Annotated in this window: 14 protein-coding genes; 10 read left to right on the plus strand and 4 right to left on the minus strand. The window is 71.1% G+C overall.

Features of this window, described 5'->3' with window-relative positions; translation table 11 throughout:
- The first annotated feature begins 24 nt into the window (after nucleotides 1-24).
- From IPH07_33850 to IPH07_33860, 3 genes are all read left to right on the plus strand, one after another.
- Nucleotides 25-993 (plus strand): spondin domain-containing protein, encoded by a 969-nt coding sequence (locus IPH07_33850; protein MBK6922423.1) that lies wholly within the window; start codon nucleotides 25-27, stop codon nucleotides 991-993.
- 219 nt (nucleotides 994-1,212) lie between these two features.
- Nucleotides 1,213-2,802 carry a mechanosensitive ion channel family protein gene (locus tag IPH07_33855; protein ID MBK6922424.1) on the plus strand — a complete coding sequence of 530 codons (1,590 nt, stop codon included), beginning with the start codon at nucleotides 1,213-1,215 and terminating at the stop codon, nucleotides 2,800-2,802.
- Between the two features lie 212 nt (nucleotides 2,803-3,014).
- Nucleotides 3,015-3,299, plus strand: a complete 285-nt coding sequence (locus IPH07_33860) for a hypothetical protein (GenBank protein ID MBK6922425.1) — start codon at nucleotides 3,015-3,017, stop codon at nucleotides 3,297-3,299.
- 54 nt (nucleotides 3,300-3,353) lie between these two features.
- Here the strand turns inward: IPH07_33860 and nadA are convergent, their stop codons facing one another.
- Nucleotides 3,354-4,298, minus strand: coding sequence for a quinolinate synthase NadA (gene nadA, locus IPH07_33865; GenBank protein MBK6922426.1), 945 nt, complete (start codon nucleotides 4,296-4,298; stop codon nucleotides 3,354-3,356).
- Between the two features lie 315 nt (nucleotides 4,299-4,613).
- Between nadA and IPH07_33870 the strand changes: the two genes are divergently transcribed.
- The 3 genes from IPH07_33870 to IPH07_33880 are packed head-to-tail and all read left to right on the plus strand — an operon-like array spanning nucleotide 4,614 to nucleotide 9,914.
- Nucleotides 4,614-5,258: a TetR/AcrR family transcriptional regulator gene (locus IPH07_33870; protein ID MBK6922427.1), complete on the plus strand. Its 645-nt coding sequence runs from the start codon at nucleotides 4,614-4,616 to the stop codon at nucleotides 5,256-5,258.
- Complete coding sequence (locus IPH07_33875; GenBank protein ID MBK6922428.1) at nucleotides 5,255-6,466, plus strand: efflux RND transporter periplasmic adaptor subunit; 1,212 nt, start codon at nucleotides 5,255-5,257, stop codon at nucleotides 6,464-6,466. The genes IPH07_33870 and IPH07_33875 overlap by 4 nt, the downstream gene beginning before the upstream one ends.
- A 10-nt stretch (nucleotides 6,467-6,476) precedes the next feature.
- The gene (locus IPH07_33880; protein MBK6922429.1) at nucleotides 6,477-9,914 is read left to right on the plus strand and encodes an efflux RND transporter permease subunit; all 3,438 of its coding nucleotides are present in this window, start codon (nucleotides 6,477-6,479) and stop codon (nucleotides 9,912-9,914) included.
- Between the two features lie 30 nt (nucleotides 9,915-9,944).
- On the opposite strand, the gene IPH07_33885 is transcribed toward IPH07_33880, so the two are convergent.
- A complete protein-coding gene (locus IPH07_33885) occupies nucleotides 9,945-11,246 on the minus strand; it encodes a DUF2167 domain-containing protein (GenBank protein MBK6922430.1) in 1,302 nt (433 codons plus the stop codon).
- Nucleotides 11,247-11,401: 155 nt separating this feature from the next.
- Between IPH07_33885 and IPH07_33890 the strand changes: the two genes are divergently transcribed.
- The 3 genes from IPH07_33890 to IPH07_33900 are packed head-to-tail and all read left to right on the plus strand — an operon-like array spanning nucleotide 11,402 to nucleotide 17,835.
- On the plus strand, nucleotides 11,402-12,451 hold the full coding sequence (locus IPH07_33890; GenBank protein ID MBK6922431.1) for a polysaccharide deacetylase family protein: 1,050 nt from the start codon (nucleotides 11,402-11,404) through the stop codon (nucleotides 12,449-12,451).
- The gene (locus tag IPH07_33895) at nucleotides 12,448-13,728 is read left to right on the plus strand and encodes an APC family permease (protein MBK6922432.1); all 1,281 of its coding nucleotides are present in this window, start codon (nucleotides 12,448-12,450) and stop codon (nucleotides 13,726-13,728) included. Before IPH07_33890 ends, IPH07_33895 begins: the two co-directional genes overlap by 4 nt.
- 57 nt (nucleotides 13,729-13,785) lie before the next feature.
- Nucleotides 13,786-17,835 (plus strand): hypothetical protein, encoded by a 4,050-nt coding sequence (locus IPH07_33900; protein ID MBK6922433.1) that lies wholly within the window; start codon nucleotides 13,786-13,788, stop codon nucleotides 17,833-17,835.
- A gap of 8 nt (nucleotides 17,836-17,843) precedes the next feature.
- Here IPH07_33900 and IPH07_33905 read toward each other — a convergent pair whose 3' ends face one another.
- Entirely contained in the window at nucleotides 17,844-18,365 is a 522-nt protein-coding gene (locus IPH07_33905; protein ID MBK6922434.1) for a hypothetical protein, read from the minus strand.
- Nucleotides 18,366-18,381: 16 nt separating this feature from the next.
- Entirely contained in the window at nucleotides 18,382-18,891 is a 510-nt protein-coding gene (locus IPH07_33910; protein ID MBK6922435.1) for a hypothetical protein, read from the minus strand.
- A gap of 151 nt (nucleotides 18,892-19,042) precedes the next feature.
- On the opposite strand from IPH07_33910, the gene IPH07_33915 reads away from it, so the two are divergent.
- Nucleotides 19,043-20,083 (plus strand): hypothetical protein, encoded by a 1,041-nt coding sequence (locus tag IPH07_33915; GenBank protein ID MBK6922436.1) that lies wholly within the window; start codon nucleotides 19,043-19,045, stop codon nucleotides 20,081-20,083.
- Nucleotides 20,084-20,211 lie beyond the last annotated feature (128 nt).

Below are 20,211 nucleotides of genomic sequence, written 5' to 3' on the forward strand. Positions count from 1 at the left end.
TCACGGTTACACGCGTGCAACACCATGGCGGTGGACGTGGCGCGATCATCGACGCTCGTCGGCGTGCTCGTGCTCGCAGCCTGCGTGCCGCTCGTGGACGGCACGGTCGCGCAGTCCGAGCCGCAGAGCACGGGTGAGCTCGGCGGCGACGCGCTCGACCCCTCGGCCACGAACGCCGAGTCCGGCGCCACCACGCCGCCCGATGCCAGCACTGGCGATGGCACCGACGGCGCCGGCACCACCAGGGGCTCCGACGCCGAGGGCAGCACGGGCGTGCACGCCACCGACGGCTCCGACGGCAGCAATGACAGCAGCGGCAGCAACGGCGAGACGAGCGACCCCGACGGGTCGTCGTCGACCACCGCGTCGCCGCCCGCCGAGCTCGCGCACTATCGCATTCGCATCGACAACACATGGTCGGAGCGCACCCACCCCGGCACGGATCCCAGCTTGGTGCCCGAGTACGCGCACTTCTCGTGGCTCGGCGGCGCGACCCACGACGACGGCGCGGATTTCTGGGAGCTCGGTGCGCTCGCGAGCCCGGGCATGGTCCAGATGGCCGAGAGCGGCCTGACGCTGGTGTTGATGGACGAGGTCCAGGCTGCGATCGACGGCGGCCATGCCGACGCCGCACTCAGCTGGCAGCAGTGGTTTTGTCCGCCCGCGACCGACGTGCCCGGCTGCGGCGAGCCCGAGGTCGAGATCGACGTCACGCAGGCCTTCTCCCGCGTGACGCTGGTGAGCATGCTGGGACCGAGCCCCGATCTGTTCATCGGTGTCGACGGCCTGTCGCTGTTCGTCGACGGCGCGTGGGTGCAGACCCTCGTCGTCGACCTGCACCCCTACGACGGCGGCACCCGGAGCGACCACGACTTCACGATGGATGGCGCGCTGCAGCTGCCACCGCTGCCGATCAGCGTCATCGCGTCGACCGACGACCACATCCTGGGCCCCGGCTCGCTCGGCACGATGACGTTCGAACGGCTGTGGTGATGGCCCCCGCACGCGGGGATGGTTTCGAGCGGGCGCCGGCGGCACATCGTTTGGGTCGATCGCGGGATTTCTCGACCTCGACGGGGGCAACGACGCGTCGTCGGTGATACACCTCGGCCCACGATGGGGGGTTCGAGCAAGCTTCGCCGCACACTCGCAACGCATCGCTCGCAGGGCCGTGGGTCCACGCGCGGGTTCTCGCCGTGGCGCACGATGTCGATGGCGTTCGCGTTCGCGTTCGCGCTCGCTGGCCACGCCCATGCGGGCCCCGCGACCCCGGCGACCCCGTCCGAGAAGGCGGAGCAGGAGCCGATCGCCGCGCCCGACTCGCCGCAGGCGGTCGTCGACGCGTTCCTCGAGCTGGGCGATCGCGGCGAGTTCGAGGAGGCTGCTGCCTATGTCGATCTCGGGCGTGGCGACGCAGCTCAGGGCCCCGAGCTCGCGCGACGGCTGCACGCGGTGCTGTCGCGGTCCGCCTCGATCAACCCCGAGCTGCTGTCGGGCAAGCCCGAGGGCGATGTTGCCGACGGCCTGCCGCGCACGGTCGAGCGCATCGGGGAGATCGTCCCCGAGGGCGGCGACGAGGCCGAGGCGGTCGACGTGCTGCTGCAGCGTCGCAGCCGCGGGACCCCACGCTGGGTGTTCTCGCGCAAGACCGTGCAGAACGTCGATGCGTGGTACGAGTCGCTGCACGATCGCTGGCTGATCGACAACTTGCCCGAGCCGCTGCTGCGCACCGGCTGGGGCGGCCTCGCGTACTGGCAGTGGCTCGCGCTGCCGGGCTGGCTCGCGTTGGCGTGGTTCGCCGGCTGGGCGCTGGGCCGCATCACGCGACGCATGGTCGGACCGCTGGTCGCGCGCACGCGGACCGAGGCCGACGACATGCTGCTACGGCGGTTCTCTGGCCCGCTCACGCTGCTGTGGACGCTGGCGGTGTGCCGCGTGACGCTGCCGCTGCTGTCGCTGCTGCCGCGCCCGGAGGCGCTGATGCACGAGATCTTCGGCGCGGTGCTGGTGCTGCTGGTGTTCTGGGGGGCGCTGCGCGCGGTCGATCTCCTCGCCGACATGGTCAACCGCTCCAGCTGGGCCGCGGCGCGCAGCGGCACCAAGGCCCTGCTGCCGCTGGCCTCTCGCATCGTCAAGGTCGTGGTCGGTGCGCTCGCGATCGTCGCGGTGTTCGCCAAGCTCGACTACCCCATCGCGAGCCTGCTCGCGGGCCTCGGCATCGGCGGTCTCGCGGTCGCTCTGGCCGCGCAGAAGAGCTTCGAGAACCTCATCGGTGCGTTCGCGATCGGGGCCGATCAGCCCTTCCGCGAGGGCGACTTCGTGCGGGTCGAGGACTTCGTCGGCACCGTCGAGGCCATCGGCCTGCGATCGACCCGGTTTCGCACCCTCGATCGTACCGTCATCACGATCCCCAACGGCAAGCTCGCCGACATGCGACTCGAGACCTTGGCTGCCCGCGATCGCCTGCGCCTGGCGTGCACGCTCGGCCTCACCTACGGCACCACCGAGGCGCAGATCCGCGAGATGCTCGAGGGCCTGCGCACGATCCTCGCCGAGCACCCCAAGACGTGGAAGGACAACATCATGGTCCGCTTCGTCGGCTTCGGCGCCTCGTCGCTCGACCTCGAGATCATGGTGTGGTTCGCGACCTCGGACTGGAACGAGTTCGTCGCGCTGCGCGAGGACGTGCTGCTGGCGTTCATGGGCGTGGTCGAGCGCGCGGGCAGCTCGTTCGCGTTCCCGACCCGCACGGTGCACCTCGTGCACGATGCCGTGGGCGAGCGACCCGCCGGCCCGGGCTGACGACGACCCTCGCGGACGGCACGGACCGGCGGGCCCGGCTCGGGCACGGTTCTCCCGCTGGGTCACGTAGCCAGCGCTCACGTCGGTCGCGGAGTCGACGATGCGTCAGCCGGTCATGTCCGTGCGATGCATCGACGCGAAGGGTGCAACGAAGCGCCATCGCGAGCCGACCCGGGTTGCCGCAGCGGGACGACCCGCGCGGAGGATCCGTGATGAAGACGCGAGAGTGGTTGCTTGGAGGTCTGTTGGTCGTGCTCGGTGCGTGCGCGAGCGCGGGCGCGGAGGACAAGGTCCGGCATCAGGCGGGCTACGATCTACAATGTGAAGAGGCGAGCATCGAGCTCACCAAGATCAGCGACGATCACAAGTTCATGGGCGTGAAGAACGCCACGTGGGGTGCACGCGGCTGTGAGCGGCAGGCGTCGTACAAGACGTCGTGTGGGCTCGGCTCGTGTACCGTGCTCACGCAGTCGCAGGCCGCCGACATCGCCCACTGACCAATCACGGTGGGACGCCGGCAGCGCGCGGCCCACTTTGCATCGACGGCGCCGCTACGACAGCGCGAGCATGCGGTCGATCGGCGCCTTGGCGGCCTCGCGCAGCGCGACCGGCATGTCGAGCTCGGGCGACATGTCACGCAGGCACACGTAGAGCTTCTCGAGCGTGTTGAGCCGCATGAAGGGGCACTCGTTGCACGCGCACTGGGCCTGCGGCGGCGCGGGCACGAAGGTCTTGTGCGGGGCCTGCTTGGTCATCTGTGTGAGGATGCCGGCCTCGGTCACGACGATGAATGTGGCGTGCGGCGAGTTCACGGCGTACTCGAGCAGCCTCGTGGTCGAGCCGATGAAGTCGGCCATCGCCAGCACCTGCGGCTCGCACTCGGGGTGCGCGATGACCTGGGCGGTCGGGTGCTCGGCCTTGAGCGCGATCAGCTTTCGCTCGCTGAAGGTCTCGTGCACGATGCACGAGCCCGGCCACAGGATCATCTCGCGGCCGGTCTGCTGCATGAGCCAGCGGCCGAGGTTGCGGTCGGGTGCGAACAGGATCGGTGTGCCCTCGGGCACCGAGTTCACCACCTTCACTGCGTTCGACGAGGTGCAGATGATGTCGCTGGCGGCCTTCACCTCGGCGGTGCAGTTGATGTAGCTGATGGCGACCGCACCCGGGTGGCGCTCGCGCCAGGCCTTGAACCGATCGCCGGGGCAGCCGCTGGCGAGCGAGCAACCCGCGTCGAGGTCGGGCAAGAGCACCGTCCGCGTGGGATTGAGGATCTTCGCGGTCTCGGCCATGAAGTGGACGCCGCAGAACACGATGACGTCGGCGGTGGTGTCGCGCGCGGCCTGGGCCAGCTGCAGCGAGTCGCCGATGAAGTCCGCCAAGCCCTGGATCTCGCTCTCCTGGTAGTAGTGCGCGAGGATCACCGCGTTGCGCTCCCGCTTGAGGCGCAGGATCTCGTCCTCGAGATCGAGCCGTGGATCGACGTAGGGCTGTTCCATCTGCGCGGGCAGTGTACTACCCGCCGGGCACGCGGCCATGCGATCACACACGCGACGGCTCACCTCGTCGGGCGGTGGCGGGCGGGCGACTACGGATGCCCGTGGTTCAGCCGGCGCGGTGCCAGCGGCCGGTGACCCGACGCGCGACCGCAGCGCCCCGCTCGAAGGCCCGCGCGCACGGGAACCGTCCGGTATCGGCGCACGAAACATCCGGTCGCTCACCTCCGTACCTCGTCACGCGGCACGAGCGCGACTTGACGGGCAGCGTCGCTACGCTAAGGATTGACTGACCGTTCAACCAAAAACCCCCGCGCCATGCCCCGCTCCACCAAAGAGAACGCCGAGCTCCGTGAGGTGCGTCGCCGCCACATCCTCGATGCGGCGCTGCGCGTGTTCGCAGCCAAGGGCCTCGCACGCGCGAAGGTGGCCGACATCGCCCGTGAGGCGAACTTCAGCCACGGCCTGCTGTACCACTACTTCGCCGGCAAGGAGGCCGTGTTCGAGGCGCTGGTGGCCGAGGTCATGGAGCGCATCGACGCCGATCTGGCCCCCACCACCGAGCGGGCGATCGATCGCATCACGGCCTCGATCACGCGGCGCTGCGAGATGCTCGATGGGCCCGACCCGGTACGGGTCGTGATGCATGCGGTCTTCCAGGGCGAAGTCGGCACCCCCGAGCTCCGCGCGCGCCTGAGCAAGCACATGGTTCGCCTCCGTCGCCGCCTTCGCGACCTCATCGCGCGGGCGCAACGCGAAGGTGACATCGATCCGAACATCGACGCCGACGAGATCGGCCGACTGCTGATGTTCCTCTTCCGCGGCCTGTCGATCGACGTGCCGCACCATCCGCTACCGCGCCCGGCCGCGGAGACCATTCTGCACCTGCTGGCCCCCGGCCGGCGCGGCGCCCCGCGCTGGGCCGCGCAAACCACGACTCGTTCACGGCGAACCGGAACATGACACGCACGTTCACCCTCGCGAGCGCAGCTCTGCTGACGACGCTCATCCTCCCGCTCGGCGGCTGCACCAAGGCGAAGACCGCCGAGGTGGTCCAGCGCGACGAGGCCGCGCCGGTCGACATCCACGTCGCGGCGGTGCGCAAGATCATCCGCCCGGCCGAGCTCGTGCTCGACGGTACCCTGCTCGCCGACGAAGAGTCGCGTGTGACTTCGGTGGTCTCGGGCCGCGTGGTCGAGGTCTTCGTGGAGCGTGGCAGCCGGGTCGAGGCCGACGCGCCGCTCATCCGCCTGCGCGACGTCGACTACGAGCTCGCGGCCAAGGCCGCGCGGGACCAGCTCGCACAGGCGCGCGCGCGCCTCGGCATCAAGGCCAACGGCGGCGCCCCCTCGCCCGAGACCCTGCCCGACGTGCAGGCGGCCAAGGCCGAGGCCAAGCTGGCACAGAGCGAGCTCGAGCGCAGCGAGAAGCTCGTCACCAGCGGCGCGGTCTCGGCCAGCGATCTCGATCAGCTCCGCACGCGCGCGGCGTCGGCACAGGACCGCTACCAGAGCGCGCTGAACTCCGCGCGCGCGCAGGTCGCCGCGGTCTCCGCCGCCAAGACCTCGCTCGAGCAGGCGCAGACCCAGCGCGACGAGGCGCTGGTGCGAGCCCCGTTCGCGGGCGAGATCGCCGACCGCCTGGTCTCGGTCGGCGAGTACGTCTCGCCGCAGACCGCGTTGGTGCACCTGGTCCGCGTGCAGCCGCTACGCATCGAGCTCGCGGTCCCGCAGCAGCACCTGCAGCAGGTACAGCCCGGTCAGAAGGTGACACTGCGCATCGACGCGATCGCCGAGCGTACCTTCGAAGCCACCGTGCGCTACGTCAGTGCGTCGGTCGAGCGCAACACCCGTGCGCTCACCGTCGAGGCGGTGGTACCCAACGACGACGGCGTGCTGCGCCCAGGCCTGTTCGCCACCGCACGGCTGCAGACCGGCGAGCGGCAGACCGTGAGCGAGCTGCCCGCCGAAGCGGTCCGTACCGCCGCGGGCGTGTCGCGGGTGTTCGTCGTCAACGGCAGCAGCATCACCGAGCGTGTGGTCTCGATCGCCGATCGCGTCGGCGACAAGATCATCATCGCCGAGGGCCTCGGCGAGGGCGAACGCGTGGCGATCGACGGCTTCGACAAGCTGGGCGATGGCGTCGCGGTGAACGTGCTGGACGCGGAGTAGGAACCGAATCATGCAGTGGCTCGCACGCATCTGTGTTCGGCACCCCGTGTTCACGTGGGTGCTGGTGCTCGCACTCTCGGTGTTCGGCATCGCCAGCGTCTCGGAGCTCGGCGTCGACCGATTCCCCAAGATCGACTTTCCCGCGATCGTGGTGACCACGGTATTGCCCGGCGCGTCGCCGGAGCAGATCGAGACCGAAGTCACCGAGCGCATCGAAGAGCAGCTGAACTCGATCGCCGGTCTCGACGAGCTGACCTCGAACTCGTACGAGGGCTTCAGCGTCGTGATGGCGCGCTTCGACCTCGAGAAGAGCCTCGGCGAGGCCTCCGAGGAGGTCCGCGACCGCGTCGCCCGCGTGGTCTCGACGCTGCCCGAGGGTGTCGAGCAGCCCCGGGTCGAGCGCATCGATCCCGACGCGGCGCCGGTCATGTTGGTCGCCGTCCGCAGCACCCGCTCGCTGCTCGAGGTCACCGACTACGCCGACCGCGTCATCCGCCGACGCATCGAGTCGCTCGGCGGCGTCGGTGGCATCTCGCTCTCGGGCAGCCGTGAGCGCGAGATCCAGGTGGTGGTCGATCCGCGCAAGCTGGCCGGCGTCGACCTCACCGTGCGCGACGTCCAGCGCGCGCTGGCAGCCGAGAATGTCGAGATTCCCGGCGGCAACGTCGACCAGGGCGAGCGCACACTGCAGCTGCGCGTGGCCGGCCGCATCGCCGATCCCCGCGAGTTCGAGGCCATCCCGGTGGCGCTGCGCGGTGGCACCGTCATCCGCATCCGCGACGTCGCGGCGGTGCGTGACGTCGGCCGCGACCCGGAGTCGTTCGCCACCATCGACGGCGAGTCGGTGGTCGTGCTGAACGTGCGCAAGCAGTCGGGCGCCAACACCGTCGCGGTGGTCGAGGCCCTGCGCGAGCGCATCGCCGAGGTCGAGCGCGAGATCCCGCCGAGCTATCGGCTCGAGATCGTGCGCGACGAGAGCGAGTTCATCTCGAACTCCATCCACGCCGTCGAGGAGCACCTCGTCATCGGCTCGATCTTCGCGGCGCTGGTGGTGTTGGCGTTCCTGCGCAACGGTCGCTCGACCATCATCGCGGCGCTGGCGATCCCCATCTCCATCATCTCGACCTTCACGCTGATCAACGCGCTGGGCCTCACGCTCAACATGATCACGCTGCTGGGCCTCACGCTGTCGGTCGGTATCGTCATCGACGACGCGATCGTGGTGCTCGAGAACATCGTGCGGTTCATCGAGGAGAAGGGCTACTCCCCCAGTCGTGCTGCGGTCGTGGCGACCCAGGAGATCGGGCTCGCGGTGCTGGCGACCTCGCTGTCGCTGATCGCGGTGTTCCTGCCGATCGCGTTCATGAGCGGCATCATCGGCCGCTTCATGGGCAGCTTCGGCTTCACGATGTCGTTCTCGATCCTGGTGTCGATGTTCGTGTCGTTCACGCTGACGCCGATGTTGTGTGCGCGCTGGCTCAAGGGGCCCGTGCGTCCGCAGCACCCCGCCGGCGAGGCCGCACCGATGGCACCCCACGACGTCGGCCATCCCGTCGCCGCTGCGGTCACGGTGCCGCTCGACGACGACGACATGGGCTTCATCCCCGACCCGGCCCCGGGCGATCGCAAGCTCGAGCGGGCGGAGTTCCGCGCGTGGGCCCGAGGTGAGCGCACGGTCGCGCAAGTGCTCGCCGCCGGCGGCCACCAGGAGCACAACGGTCGCTTCTATCGCTTGCTCGAGACCGGCTACCTGCGCCTGTTGGCGTGGTCGATGCGCTATCGCTGGGCGGTCGCGATCGTGCTGGTCGCGGCCATGGCCTCGCTGGGCCCGCTCATCAAGGCCACGCCGAAGAACTTCCTGCCGAACGAGGACGAGTCGCGCTTCGAGATCACGATCCGCGCCCCCGAGGGCACCGCGCTGGCTCAGACCGCGCTGTTCGGTGAACGCCTGGCGCGGGCGGTGAAGACCCAGCCCGAGGTCACGACCACCGTGCTCACCGTCGGCGCACCCGCAGGTGACCTGTCGGGTCGCGGGCCCAACCAGGCTTCGCTGTACGTTCGCATGATCCCGGCCGACCAGCGCGAGCTCTCGCAGGACGAGTTCATCGTGAAGGTCCGCGAGGAGGTGCTCGCGGGCGTGCTGCCCGACGACGTGACCGTGCTGATCTCGCCGATCGCCCCGTTCGGCGGCTCCGGCCAGCAGGCCGCACCGGTGCAGTACATCATCTCGGGCCCCGACATCGCGAAGCTCGACGAGTACACGCAGGAGATGCTGCGCCGCGTGCGGGAGATCCCCGGCGTGAGCGAGGCCAGCACGTCGCTCATCACCGGCCGCCCGGCGTATGCGGTCCGGGTCGACCGTCGGCGCGCCGCCGACCTCGGGGTCTCGATCGCCGAGGTCGCCAACGCGTTGCGTCTGCTGGTCGGTGGCCTCGCGGTCAGCGACTTCAGCGAGTCGGGCGAGCGCTACGACGTCATCGTCCGTGCCGAGCTCGGCGCGCGCGGTCGGCCCGAGCAGATCGCCCAGATGACGGTGGCGTCGCAGACCGGACGTCCGGTGCGACTGTCCGACGTCGCGACCATCGAGGAGACCACCGGCCCGGCGGTCATCACCCACTTCGGCCGCGAGCGGCAAGCGACGATCTTCATCAACACCCTGCCCGGCTCTTCGGAGCAAGACATCATCGACGCGCTCGAGCGCATCCGCGTCGAGCTCGACCTCGAGCCCGGCTACCGCGGCCAGCTCTATGGTCGATCGCGCGAGCTCGGTCGCGCGATGCAGAGCTTCTTGGTGGCGGTGATCCTGTCGTTCACCTTCATGTACCTGGTGCTCGCGGCGCAGTTCGAGAGCTGGCTGCTGCCCGTCACGATCATGGCCTCGCTACCGCTGACGCTGCCGTTCGCGGTGTTCTCGCTGCTCGTGCTCGGACAGTCGCTGAACCTCTACTCGATGCTCGGCGTGATGGTGTTGTTCGGCGTGGTGAAGAAGAACTCGATCCTGCAGATCGATCACATGCGGACGCTGCGTCGCAAGGGCCTCTCCCGCGCCGACGCCGTGATGATCGGCAACCGCGATCGACTGCGGCCCATCCTCATGACGACGATCGCGTTCGTCGCCGGCATGGTCCCGCTGCTGGTCTCGAGCGGCGCGGGCTCGGGCACCAACCGTGCGATGGGCTCGGTCATCGCCGGCGGCCAGACGCTGTCGCTGCTGCTCACCCTGGTCGCCACGCCGGTCATCTACAGCTGGCTCGACGACCTCGCGCACTCGCGGGTCGCCGGCTGGATCGGCACCGGGCTGAGCTGGCCGTTGGTGCAGATCGATCGCCTGGTGAGTCGCAAGCCACAGCCGCACCCGGTGGTGACGCAGACGAGCAAGACCGTGCCGGCTCCCGCGGCCCCGCGGACGCGGGCGCATCGCCCCGAGCCAGACGATCGCGACGGCTAGCAGCGAGAAGCGGCGAGCGGCCGCGCGCTGCTAAGCCTTGCGCTTGCGGAAGATCGCACCCACCGCGGCGACGATGCCAGCGCCCAGCAGCAGCAGCAGCTTCTTGCCCGCGAGCAAGACCTTGAAGAGGCCCGCGAGCAAGCCGGTCTTGAGCAGCACCTTGCCGGCGATGAGCCCACCGATGCCGTACGCCGCGACCTGGTCGATGTCGGGATCGAAGTCGTCGTAGCGCGCGCCCTGCTCGAAGGTGACCTTGGCCAGCAGCGTCTCCATCGCGGGATCGATCTGCTCGAGCTGGTCCATGGTGCCGACCGCGTTCAGCGACAGCACGCCGGTGCGACCGAGCACGCGCACGTCGTAGTTGAGCGTCGCGGGTGCGTCGGGCGTGTGCAGCTCGCGGGCCCAGTACAGCCGGTGGTGCTCGGCGTCGTAGTGCGGCGTCTTGGCCCAGCCGGCGAGGGTCAGGGACGGCAGGCCGGCGGCCTCACGCGCGCGGTTGTCGGCGGCGTCCTGCGTGCGCATCTGTGCCAGGAGCTCGTCGTAGTCGATGTCCTCGGCGTCGTCGTCGTCGACGTGGCCGTCGGCGACGTAGGTCACGACCACGCCGAAGCCGTCGCGCGCCGACACACCCATGCCCGCGGGCACGATCATCCCGAGCGGCTTGGCGTCCGACGGCGGGTTCGACCACGCCTCGGTCAGCACGCGCTCGGCGTCGTCCGGCCCGAGGAAGCGAAAGCCCTCGCCGAGCTCGAGCGTGGCGCCGGCATCGGGCAGCGCGATGCTGCCGTGCTGGTAGCTCAGCTGGGCCTCGAAGGCAGCCCCGGCGGCGGCATCGAAGGCCTCGAGCAGCTCGCGGTCCTCCGGGCTCGCGGCGGCAGGGCCCTGCTCGATGAGCGCCTGCAACCGCGGCATCGGCATGGCCTCGATGCGGGCACGCAGCGGGGCCGGGAGCTGGGTCACCAGCGCAGCGAGCTCGGGGTTGGCACCGGCCGCCTCACCGACCGTCTGCACCGCGGTCATCAGCGCCACGACGGTCTCCTGCTCGTAGGTCCGGCTGTGCTCGGGCGTCATGAACGCGGCGTCGAAGGCCTCGGTCGTCATCGCCTCGATGCGCGTGCGCACCTCGGCGTCGAGCCGCGCGAGCTGTGCGGCGAGCACCGGATCCTCCTTGGCCGCCGCCGCGATGGTGCCTGCGGCGGGCTCCGGGGCCGCCTCGACGACCTCGGCCGGTGCCTTCGAACGCTTGGGCTTGGCCTGCGCGAGCGAACCCGCGGCGAGCACGAGGGAACAACCGACCATCCAGGTCGCGACGTTGCGCATGGTGCCGAGCATGGAGGATCGCAGCGGGCCTGACAACCTGACCCCGCGCGAACGAGCGAGGAACGTGGTCGACACGCACCCGTTCGTGTTCCAACCGAAGTCACGCGCGCGTCGGCCCCGGCTCGCGGTGTGGACAGTCGCCCGCGCGGGCGCGTAGCGTGCGGGACGTGCGTCTTGCCTCGCTCGCACTCGCTGCCCTCGCGCTGGTCGCCTGCCACCGCGCGACGGCGTCCCCATCGACCACCACGCCGTCGAGCATGGTGGTGGCCATGCCAGCACGCGCGACGGTGGACCCGACGCCGGCGCCCACCGACGCGACGCCGCAGCCGATCCGCGTGGCGATCACCGTCGACGATCTGCCCTCGCACGGCCCGCGTCCCCCCGGCGTCACTCGGCTGCAGGTGCACGAGCGATTGCTCGCGGCGTTCGCGGCCCACCACGTGCCGCAGGTGTACGGCTTCATCAATGGCGGTCGCGAGGCCGACGGCGACGACGAGCGCGCGTCGCTGGCCGCGTGGGTCGCCGCCGGCCAGCCGCTTGGCAATCACACCTTCTCGCATCCGCGGCTGCGCGACATCGGCCTGGCGGCGTACCTGAAGGAGATCGACGCCAACGAGGCCGTGCTCGCGCCGCTCATGGGCGACGATCGCTGGCGGGTGTTCCGCTATCCCTACCTCTTCGAGGGCACCGATCGCGCCACCACCACGGCGATCCGCGAGCACCTCGCGAAGACCCGGCATCGCGTCGCCGAGGTCACGATCGACTTCTACGACTGGGCGTTCAACCCGCCCTACGTGCGCTGTCTGGCCAACCACGACGACACCGCCGTGCAGGCGCTGCGCGACACGTTCCTGCGCCACGCCATCCGCGTGCTGCAGTGGAACGAGGCCGCGAGCCGAGAGATCTGGGGCCGCCCGGTGGCGCACATCCTGTTGCTGCACGTCGGCGCGTTCGATGCCGAGATGATCGAGCCGCTGCTGCAGGCGTACGAGGACCTGGGCGTGCAGTGGATCTCCCTCGACGAGGCGCTCGAGGACCCCATCTACGCGCACGTTCCGACCGCCGACGGCGTCACCCAGGGCACGCTGGTCGATCTGGCCATCGAGGTGGAGCACGCGCCGCATCCACCATGGTTCGAGCACCCCGATGCACTGCTGGCTGCGCTGTGCAAGGAGCCGCAGCCGCCCCAGCCGCGACCCTCGAGCCGGCGTCGATGAGCCCAAGCGCGGGGCTACGGCGCGTGGTCGGGATCCCCGGCGCCATCGCGATGGGCCTGGGCTCGATCGTCGGCACCGGCATCTTCGTGAGCATCGGACTGGCCGCCGAGATCGCCGGCGCGGCGGTGCTGCTCGCGGTGGTGCTGGCTGCGTGCATCGCCGCGGCCAACGGCCTCTCGAGCGCGCAGCTGGCCGCGGCCCACCCGGTCAGCGGTGGCACCTACGAGTACGGCCATCGCTACCTGTCGCCCGCCTGGGGCTTCACCGCGGGGTGGATGTTCCTGTGCGCCAAGTCGGCGAGCGCCGCCGCGGCTGCGCTCGCGCTCGCCGCCCACGTGCTGCAGCGACTCGGCCACGACGGCGCGCTGCCCCGCAGCGGACTCGCGCTCGGCGTCGTCGCGCTGCTGACCTTCGCGGTCGCCGGCGGCATGCGCCGCTCGAGTCGCATCAACGCGGTGATCGTCGGCACCACCGTGTTGGCCCTCGGAGCACTGGTCGCCACCGGCACGCCGGTCGCGCTCGCGCGCGGCGTCCATCCCGGCGTGCTCGACGATCTGCGCGCCGGCTCGGCGGCGTCGCTGCTGCACGCCACCGCGCTGATGTTCGTCGCGTACACCGGCTACGGCCGCATCGCGACCCTCGGCGAAGAGATCCGAGAGCCGGCGCGCGACATCCCGCGGGCGATCCTCGCGACCCTCGGGCTGTCGGCGCTGCTGTACACCGCCGTCACCTGGGTCGCGATCGCCACGCTCGGGGCCCCGGGGCTGGCGGCACACACCCGCGACACCGCGGCCCCGCTCGAGGCGGTCGCGGCCGCGATCGCACCGGCGTGGCTACCCACGGTGGTCGCCGTCGGTGCGGTCGCGGCGATGGCCGGCGTGGTGCTGAACCTGCTGCTCGGCGTGTCGCGGGTGGTGCTGGCGATGGCGCGGCGCGGCGATCTGCCGACCGGGCTCGCCGCGGTCGAGGGCGTCCACGCATCGCCGGTGCGGGCGGTGCTCGCCACCGGGTCCGCGATCGCGGTGCTCGTCGCGGTGGGCGATCTGCACGCGGCGTGGAGCTTCAGCGCGTTCACGGTGTTGGTCTACTACGGCATCACCAACCTCGCGGCACTGCGGCTGCCAGCCCACGAGCGTCGGTTTCCGCGGGCGATTGCGGTGTTCGGCCTACTCGCATGTATCGGTGTCGCGGTGTTCATCCCGTGGCACACCTGGCTCGTCGGCGTCGCGCTGCTCGGCCTGGGTGCGCTCGGTCGTCGACTCGCCCGTCGCACCTGACCATCCGATCATTTGACCCCGCGGGTCCGGCCGCGCGAGGCTTGGTGCAACCTGGGCATGGACGCACCGCGAACACTGCGATCACTCGCGAAGGACCTCGGGCTGGAGTGGATCGACGGGCCCGCGACCGCCACGCTCGAGGCCGACATCGCCCGCGCGAATCGAGCGTTCGACAGGAACGACCACGAGAAGATCGGCTTCGGCGCCAGGGATGTCAGCACGGCCGGTGCGCTCGTGGGCGCGCTCGCGTCGCTGGTGCGCAAGCCCAACCTCGCGCCGATGCTCGCGCGCGTGCGTGCTCGCGTCGACGAGGTCACGCCGGCCGAGGGCGAGCCCACCATCGACGTCGGCGTCGGCGAAGCCATCGCCCGGGCCGCCCGCGACGACACCGACCGCGTCTTCGACGACCTCTTCCTCGCCCGCGCGCTCCTCGAGCAACCCGGCGAGCTCGTGCACGGCGGTCTCGCGCCGTTCGGGCTCTCGGCCGAGGCGCTACGGCGCGGGCTGGACGATGCACTCGCGCTCGAGCTCGACGGCGAACGCGATCGACCGCTCGCCGACAACCAACGCGAGCTCGACGACGCGGTGTTCCGTGCCGCCGGCCGTCGGCTCGGCGACCTCGGCGAGGCCGCGCGGTGGCTCGAGCGCGGCCACGACGGCGACGAGGCGATGTACGCCGCCGGTAGCCCGAGCGCGCGACGCATCGGCTCGCACCGCGCGCTGCGACGACACGCGCGCAGCAACGGTGAGCTCCGCCTGGTGCCGCGGTTGCTGGCCGATTTCGCGTTCTCGGACGCGGCCCGCGAGGTGCTGGGGCTGGCCGATCGCTTACGCGGCGATGCTCGACACGTCCACGTCGAGCACCTGATGGTCGCGCTCTACGACGCCAAGGCGAGTCCCGCCCGCGCGGCGTTCGATCGAGCCGGCGTCTCGCGCGACGCCATGCTCGCGCGGCTGCACGGCAGCGAGCTCGCCGAGCAGCGCTCGGCAACCTACGTCGCCAGCGAGCGCGTACCGCCGCTGTCGTCCCATGCCGCGCTCGCGCTGGTCCACGCCGCGCGGCACGCCGCGAACCGCGGCGATGCGACCCTCCGCGGTCGCGATCTGCTCACCGGCGTGTTCGCGGTCGAGGGCTGCCACATCGTCGAGAAGTTCACCGACGTCCGCGTCGCGCTGGCCAGCGGACCCGCGCCCGCGCGCGAGCCCGACGAGACTCGGACCCCCGCCGCGCCGCAGCATCCGATGGTCGTCGCGTCGAGCGTGGCGCGCTTCGGCGGCGACGGCCTCGACGGCCCCGACGTGCTCGGCTTCACGCTCGAGGTCGATGCGCTCGCGCGCTTGATTGCCTCGGAGGGCATCGATCCGCCGCTGTCGATCGGGCTCTTCGGTGAGTGGGGCTCGGGCAAGAGCTACTTCATGCGACGCCTGCGCGAGCGGATCGAGCAGCTCGCGGCCGCCACCCGCCGTCGCCGTGAGCGCGACGACGTGCCGCCACCGGCGTACGTGGGCCACGTGGTGCAGGTCGAGTTCAACGCGTGGAACTACGTCGAGGTCGATCTGTGGGCGAGCCTGGTCGCGCACATCTTCGATCGGCTGCACGCCCACGTGATCGACGAGCCCGGCCTCGAGCAGCGCCAGTGGGAGAGCTTGCTGCACCGCCTCGACGACGCCGAGAACCGCCGCCACGATGCCAAGCAGGCGCTCGAGCTGGCGCAAGCGCGGCTCGACATGCGCCGCCGCGAGCAGGCGGCCCGCGAGCGCACGCTCGCCTATCAGATCGAGATCCTCCGCCGCCACGCCAAGCTCAAGCGACCGATCGCGGAGATCGAGGGCACGCTCGGCATCGCGGCCGCGCGCGAGTTGTGGGACGCGATCGTGCTCCGCAGCAGCCGCGCGACCGCGGTCATCAAGGCCATGCCCGACTCGCTGCGGGCGGCACGATCGCTGTTCACCGGTCCGGCAGCGTGGTGGCTCATGGCTGCGATCGTGCTCGTGATCGGCGGCTTGCTGCTGGCGCGCCAGCTCGAGTGGCTGCCCGATCTCGCGGCGGTGGCCGCCGCGATGCCGCTGCTGCTGGCGTGGGTGCGCAAGGCGCTCGGCCGTAGCGACGCGCTGCTCGCCGCCATCGAGGCGTTCCAAGAGGGGCTGCTCGAGCTCGAGCGCTCGAAGCAGGAGGTCGATCGTGAGGCACTCGAGCGCCTGCGCGACGACGCGATGGCGGTCGAACAGGCCCGCGCCGAGCACGACGCCGAGCGGGCGCGCGTCGACTCGTTGCGCGACGAGATCGCGCGGCTGTACCCCGGTGAGCAGCTCGCCGATTTCCTGGCCGATCGCGCGGCCAGCAGCGACTACCGCCGCCACCTCGGCCTGCCCGCGCTGGTGCGACGCGACTTCGAGCGGCTCGGCCGACTGGTGCGGCCGCACACCCACCGCCTACCACGCGATCACGTGACCGGCCTCGCACTGGCCCAGGCGCCGCAGCACCTACTCGACATGCTGCATCGCCTCGAGCCCGACGCGACCGAACCGTTCGAGGTCGTGCGAGTCGAGCGGTCCGGCGACCGCGTGCGAGCGTTCGCACCCGACGGGCGCTGCGCGATCTTCAGTTGCTGCGAGCCGATCGAGGGTGACGAGCACCCTGCGCCCTACGAGATCGATCTGCGCTCCGTCGACGACGAGCCGCTCGGGGGCCCCCGCGACGAGCTGGGCCGCCTGGGTCGGCGCGTGCCGGAGCGCCTGGTCGACGGCCTGCGACCCGCGATGATTCCCGCGCGTCTCGCCGAGCTGCTGCGCCGCGATGCGCCGCTGCGGGGCGAGCGACTCGTGCACGACACCACCCTCGACCGCTGGGTGCTGACCGATCACGACGGCGCCCGCCGGGTCGAGATCGGCTTCGACGGCGAGCTCGCGATCGTCGAGATCGGTTGGCCGATGCACCCGACGATCGAGCGCATCGTGCTGTACATCGATGATCTGGATCGCTGCCCGCCCGAGCGCGTGGTCGAGGTGCTGGGCGCGGTGCACCTGCTGCTGGCGTTCCCGCTGTTCGTGGTGGTGGTGGCCGTCGACGAGCGCTGGCTGGTGGGCTCACTCGAGGATCAGCACGCCCAGCAGCTGCGACCCGCCGCGGCCCCGAACGCCGGCAACACGCTCGCGATGGGCGCGTTCGACGGTCTCGCGACCCCCCGCGACTACCTCGAGAAGATCTTCCAGATCCCGTACTGGGTGCCGCGCATGACCACCGCGTCGGCGCGCGACCTCATCGCCGACATGGTCGCGCAGGGCGAGCGCATCGAGCTGCCGCGCGCCGACCCGACCCGCGTGGTGTGGGTGGATCGCCCGCGACCGAGCTCGACGCCGCCGCCCGCGGACGGCCCCCTGCCCGAGGCCGAGACCGCGCCGGCCGAGGTCCCGGGCCCCGACGTGGAGGACGAGCCGAGCGGTGGCAGCGTCCCGGGACCCGACGTCGAGTCCAGCGAGGGTGACGACGGCGGCATGCCGGGCTTCATGAGCCTCGCCGGTACCGCGGTGAGCAACGCGGTCGAGGCGATCTCGGAGGCGTTCTCCGGCGCCGCCGAGCCCACCGCCGCGCCGACGACGGACGACGAGTCGGGCGCCGACGACGAGCTGCTCCGCGTGCAGCCGATCTCGATCGGCGAGCGCGAGCGACTGGCGCTGCAGGCCCTGGTGCCGTTGGTGCAGAAATCGCCGCGCGCGGTGAAGCGCTTCGTCAACGTCTATCGCGTCATCCGCAGCACGCTCGGTGATCAGGCCGACGTCTTCATGCAGCACGACGACGACGAGGTGCCGTTCGGACCCGCGACCGTGCTCATCGCGATGATGGTCGGCGACCCCGAGGCCGGCGCCTCGTTGATCGCCGCGCTCGAGCAGGACGGTGACGACGACGGCTCGCTGCACGACAGCATGCAGCGGTGGATCGACGCCAAGCCGACGCTCGGCGAGGCCACGAGCATGGCGCTCACGCTCGCGCTGACTCGCGCCGGCTGGGCTCGGCAGCGTCGGGTCGATCTGCGGGGCGTGGTCGGTCGCGTGCGCCGCTTCTCGTTCGGCGCGCGCAACCTCGGCGTCGGCCAGCAGCGACACTGACGCTGGCGTCACGCGCCCGGATCGAGCTCGCCGGGTGGCGGATCGGTGCCCGGCGGCTTGCTCGGCCCGCCTTCGCTGGGATCGAGCTGACCGGGGGCGCCGCCGCCGGGCGATGGCACCTCGACGGTGTGCAGCTGACACCCGCCGCAACTCTGGCCGTCGTCGGAGATGCCCGAGCACTGACCGCTGCAGGTGAGCACGCGGTCGCTGCCGCCCGCCTCGCAGGCCTGGGCCTCGCTGCACCCACTGGCGCAGCGACACTGGAAGCCGGTCACGCCGTCGTCGAGGTAGACGACGCCGTTCTTCGGATCGATTTCGTAGTCGACGCCATCGGCGAGCACGATCTCGGTGGTGGACTTGACGGCGTAGGTCTTGGTCTGGGAGCCGACCTGCACGACGTCGTCGTCGCTGCACTCGGTGACGTCGTCGAGCTTGCCGCCGCGTAGCTCGAGACTGTCGTCGTCGTCGAGCGCCGCGCAGCCGAGGCCGCCCAAGAACATCGAGAGGAGGATCGAGGTGGTGTAGCGCATGGGTGCTGGCTCCGCTTCAGAACGTGGGGTCGACCGAGCCGGGTCCGGGGTCGCTGCCCGGCGGCTTGGGGTCGGGGGTGTTGGTGGGGTCGAGCTGGCCCGAGCCGGGATCGGCCGGATTGGGCGGTGGATCGGCGCGGTGCCAGCCGCAGCCCCAGCACGGCCGACCATCGCTGCTGATGGTGCCGTCGCAGGTGCCGGTGCAGATGGCGTCGATCGGGCCGGCGCTCACCTGGCAAACGCTGCCACCGCAGCCGCCGTCGCAGCGGCAGACGTACGTCGCCGCCTTGTCGATCGTCACGGTGGTGCCGCCCTTGTCGAGCTCGATCTCGTCGCCGAGCGACTCCAACCGCGATGGCGAGCTGATGCGCGCGTATTCGTCTTCGTAGGTCTGATACGCCGCGCCCGGATCGACGCACTCGAGCGCCTCCCCGCGGAACTCGTCTGCATCGCCGCGACTGCGTGCGACCGGATCGCAGCCGATCGCGAGCGCCAGCACCCCCCACGTCCATGGTCGTCGATTCATGCGCAGCTAGACCCGGCGGCGAGGATTTCGATCGTGCAAAGTGCCCGCGACCCGCGGGGCCGAGAGAACCTTTGCCGCCAGCCGCTGTCCTCGCTTCGTGCGTCTTCGCCTGGCCACCTCGATGCTCCTGCTGCCGTGCTGCACGCCCGTCGTGGCCGCCCCCCGGTCGACCACCCCCGCGCAGACCACTCCCGCGCAGACCACTCCCGCGCAGACCGAGGCTGCTCCGATCGCGGCCGCCGACGACGACCCCGCGACGCCGCGCTGGTGCATCCCGAGCGCTCCACCGCCGACGCCACCCGGTCCGAGCGTCGCCCACTACGATTGCCAGCGTCACGCCACCGCGGTGGTCCGCGCGGTCGATGCCCGACTGCGCAAGCTGTGGACTCCCGCGCGCTCGCCCAGCCGGCTCGAGATCCATCGCACCTGCGATCCGCTCGCCGACACGATCACCCGCGTGGTGATCGAGAGTGGCTACGGCCACGGCTTCAGCCTGCACCTGTGGCAGCTCGAGCGCACCGACGACCGCGACTGGGCGGTATCGCGGCTCGACTACCGCGGCGACAGTGCCGATGGCGTCGCGAGCGTCGGTCGCGTCGGCGCACGCGTGATCGATCCGCTCCTCGCGGCCTCGCGCGTCGCGTTGGTGTCCGACGCGTTCGAGGTCACGCTGCCGTCGGAGGGACTCAGCCTGACCGCGGCGATGGGCTCCGGCGACTTCCATCGCGTCGTGCGCCTCGAAGACGACGACGGCGACGTGCTCGAGCGCCGCTTCACCGGCTACCCCGGCAACGGCCTCGAGGAGGCGCCCGTGGTGGTCGCCAGCGACGCGCTGCTCGAGGTGCTCGAGGCGGTGCCGCTCGCCGAGCGCCCCGCCGAGCCAGTCGATCGCGGGTTCTTCGTCGAGCGCTACGCCGCCGCCGCGCCCCACTTCGACGACGAGTTCTTCTGGTGGGTCACCGAGCGCTACATCGTGATGGCGCGCTCGTTCGGGCAGGCCTCGCTGATCCCGAGCCTGGTCGAGCGCGCCACCAAGCCCGGCGAGCACTCGGTCGCGCGCGCGCGTGAGACCGCCGTCGCCGCGCTCGCGGCGGTGACGGGCCACGACCTGCGTGTCGGTGCCGACGGCAAGCCCCGCGCGCTCGAGCTCGCGGCGGCCGACTACGCCGCGGCATGCCTGCCGGTTCGCTAGTGACCCACCACAATCGCTGTGTCGAGGTACTAGTCGGGCTGCACGCGCGTCGATGGTGCGCCGGGCGGCGTGTCGGCCAAGCCGTGGGCCATCGGCCAATCTGCTGACCACTCGGCTGCCGGGCTGGC

The organism is Deltaproteobacteria bacterium (genome assembly GCA_016709225.1).
Lineage (GTDB): Bacteria > Myxococcota_A > Polyangia > Nannocystales > Nannocystaceae > Xiheibacterium > Xiheibacterium phototrophicum.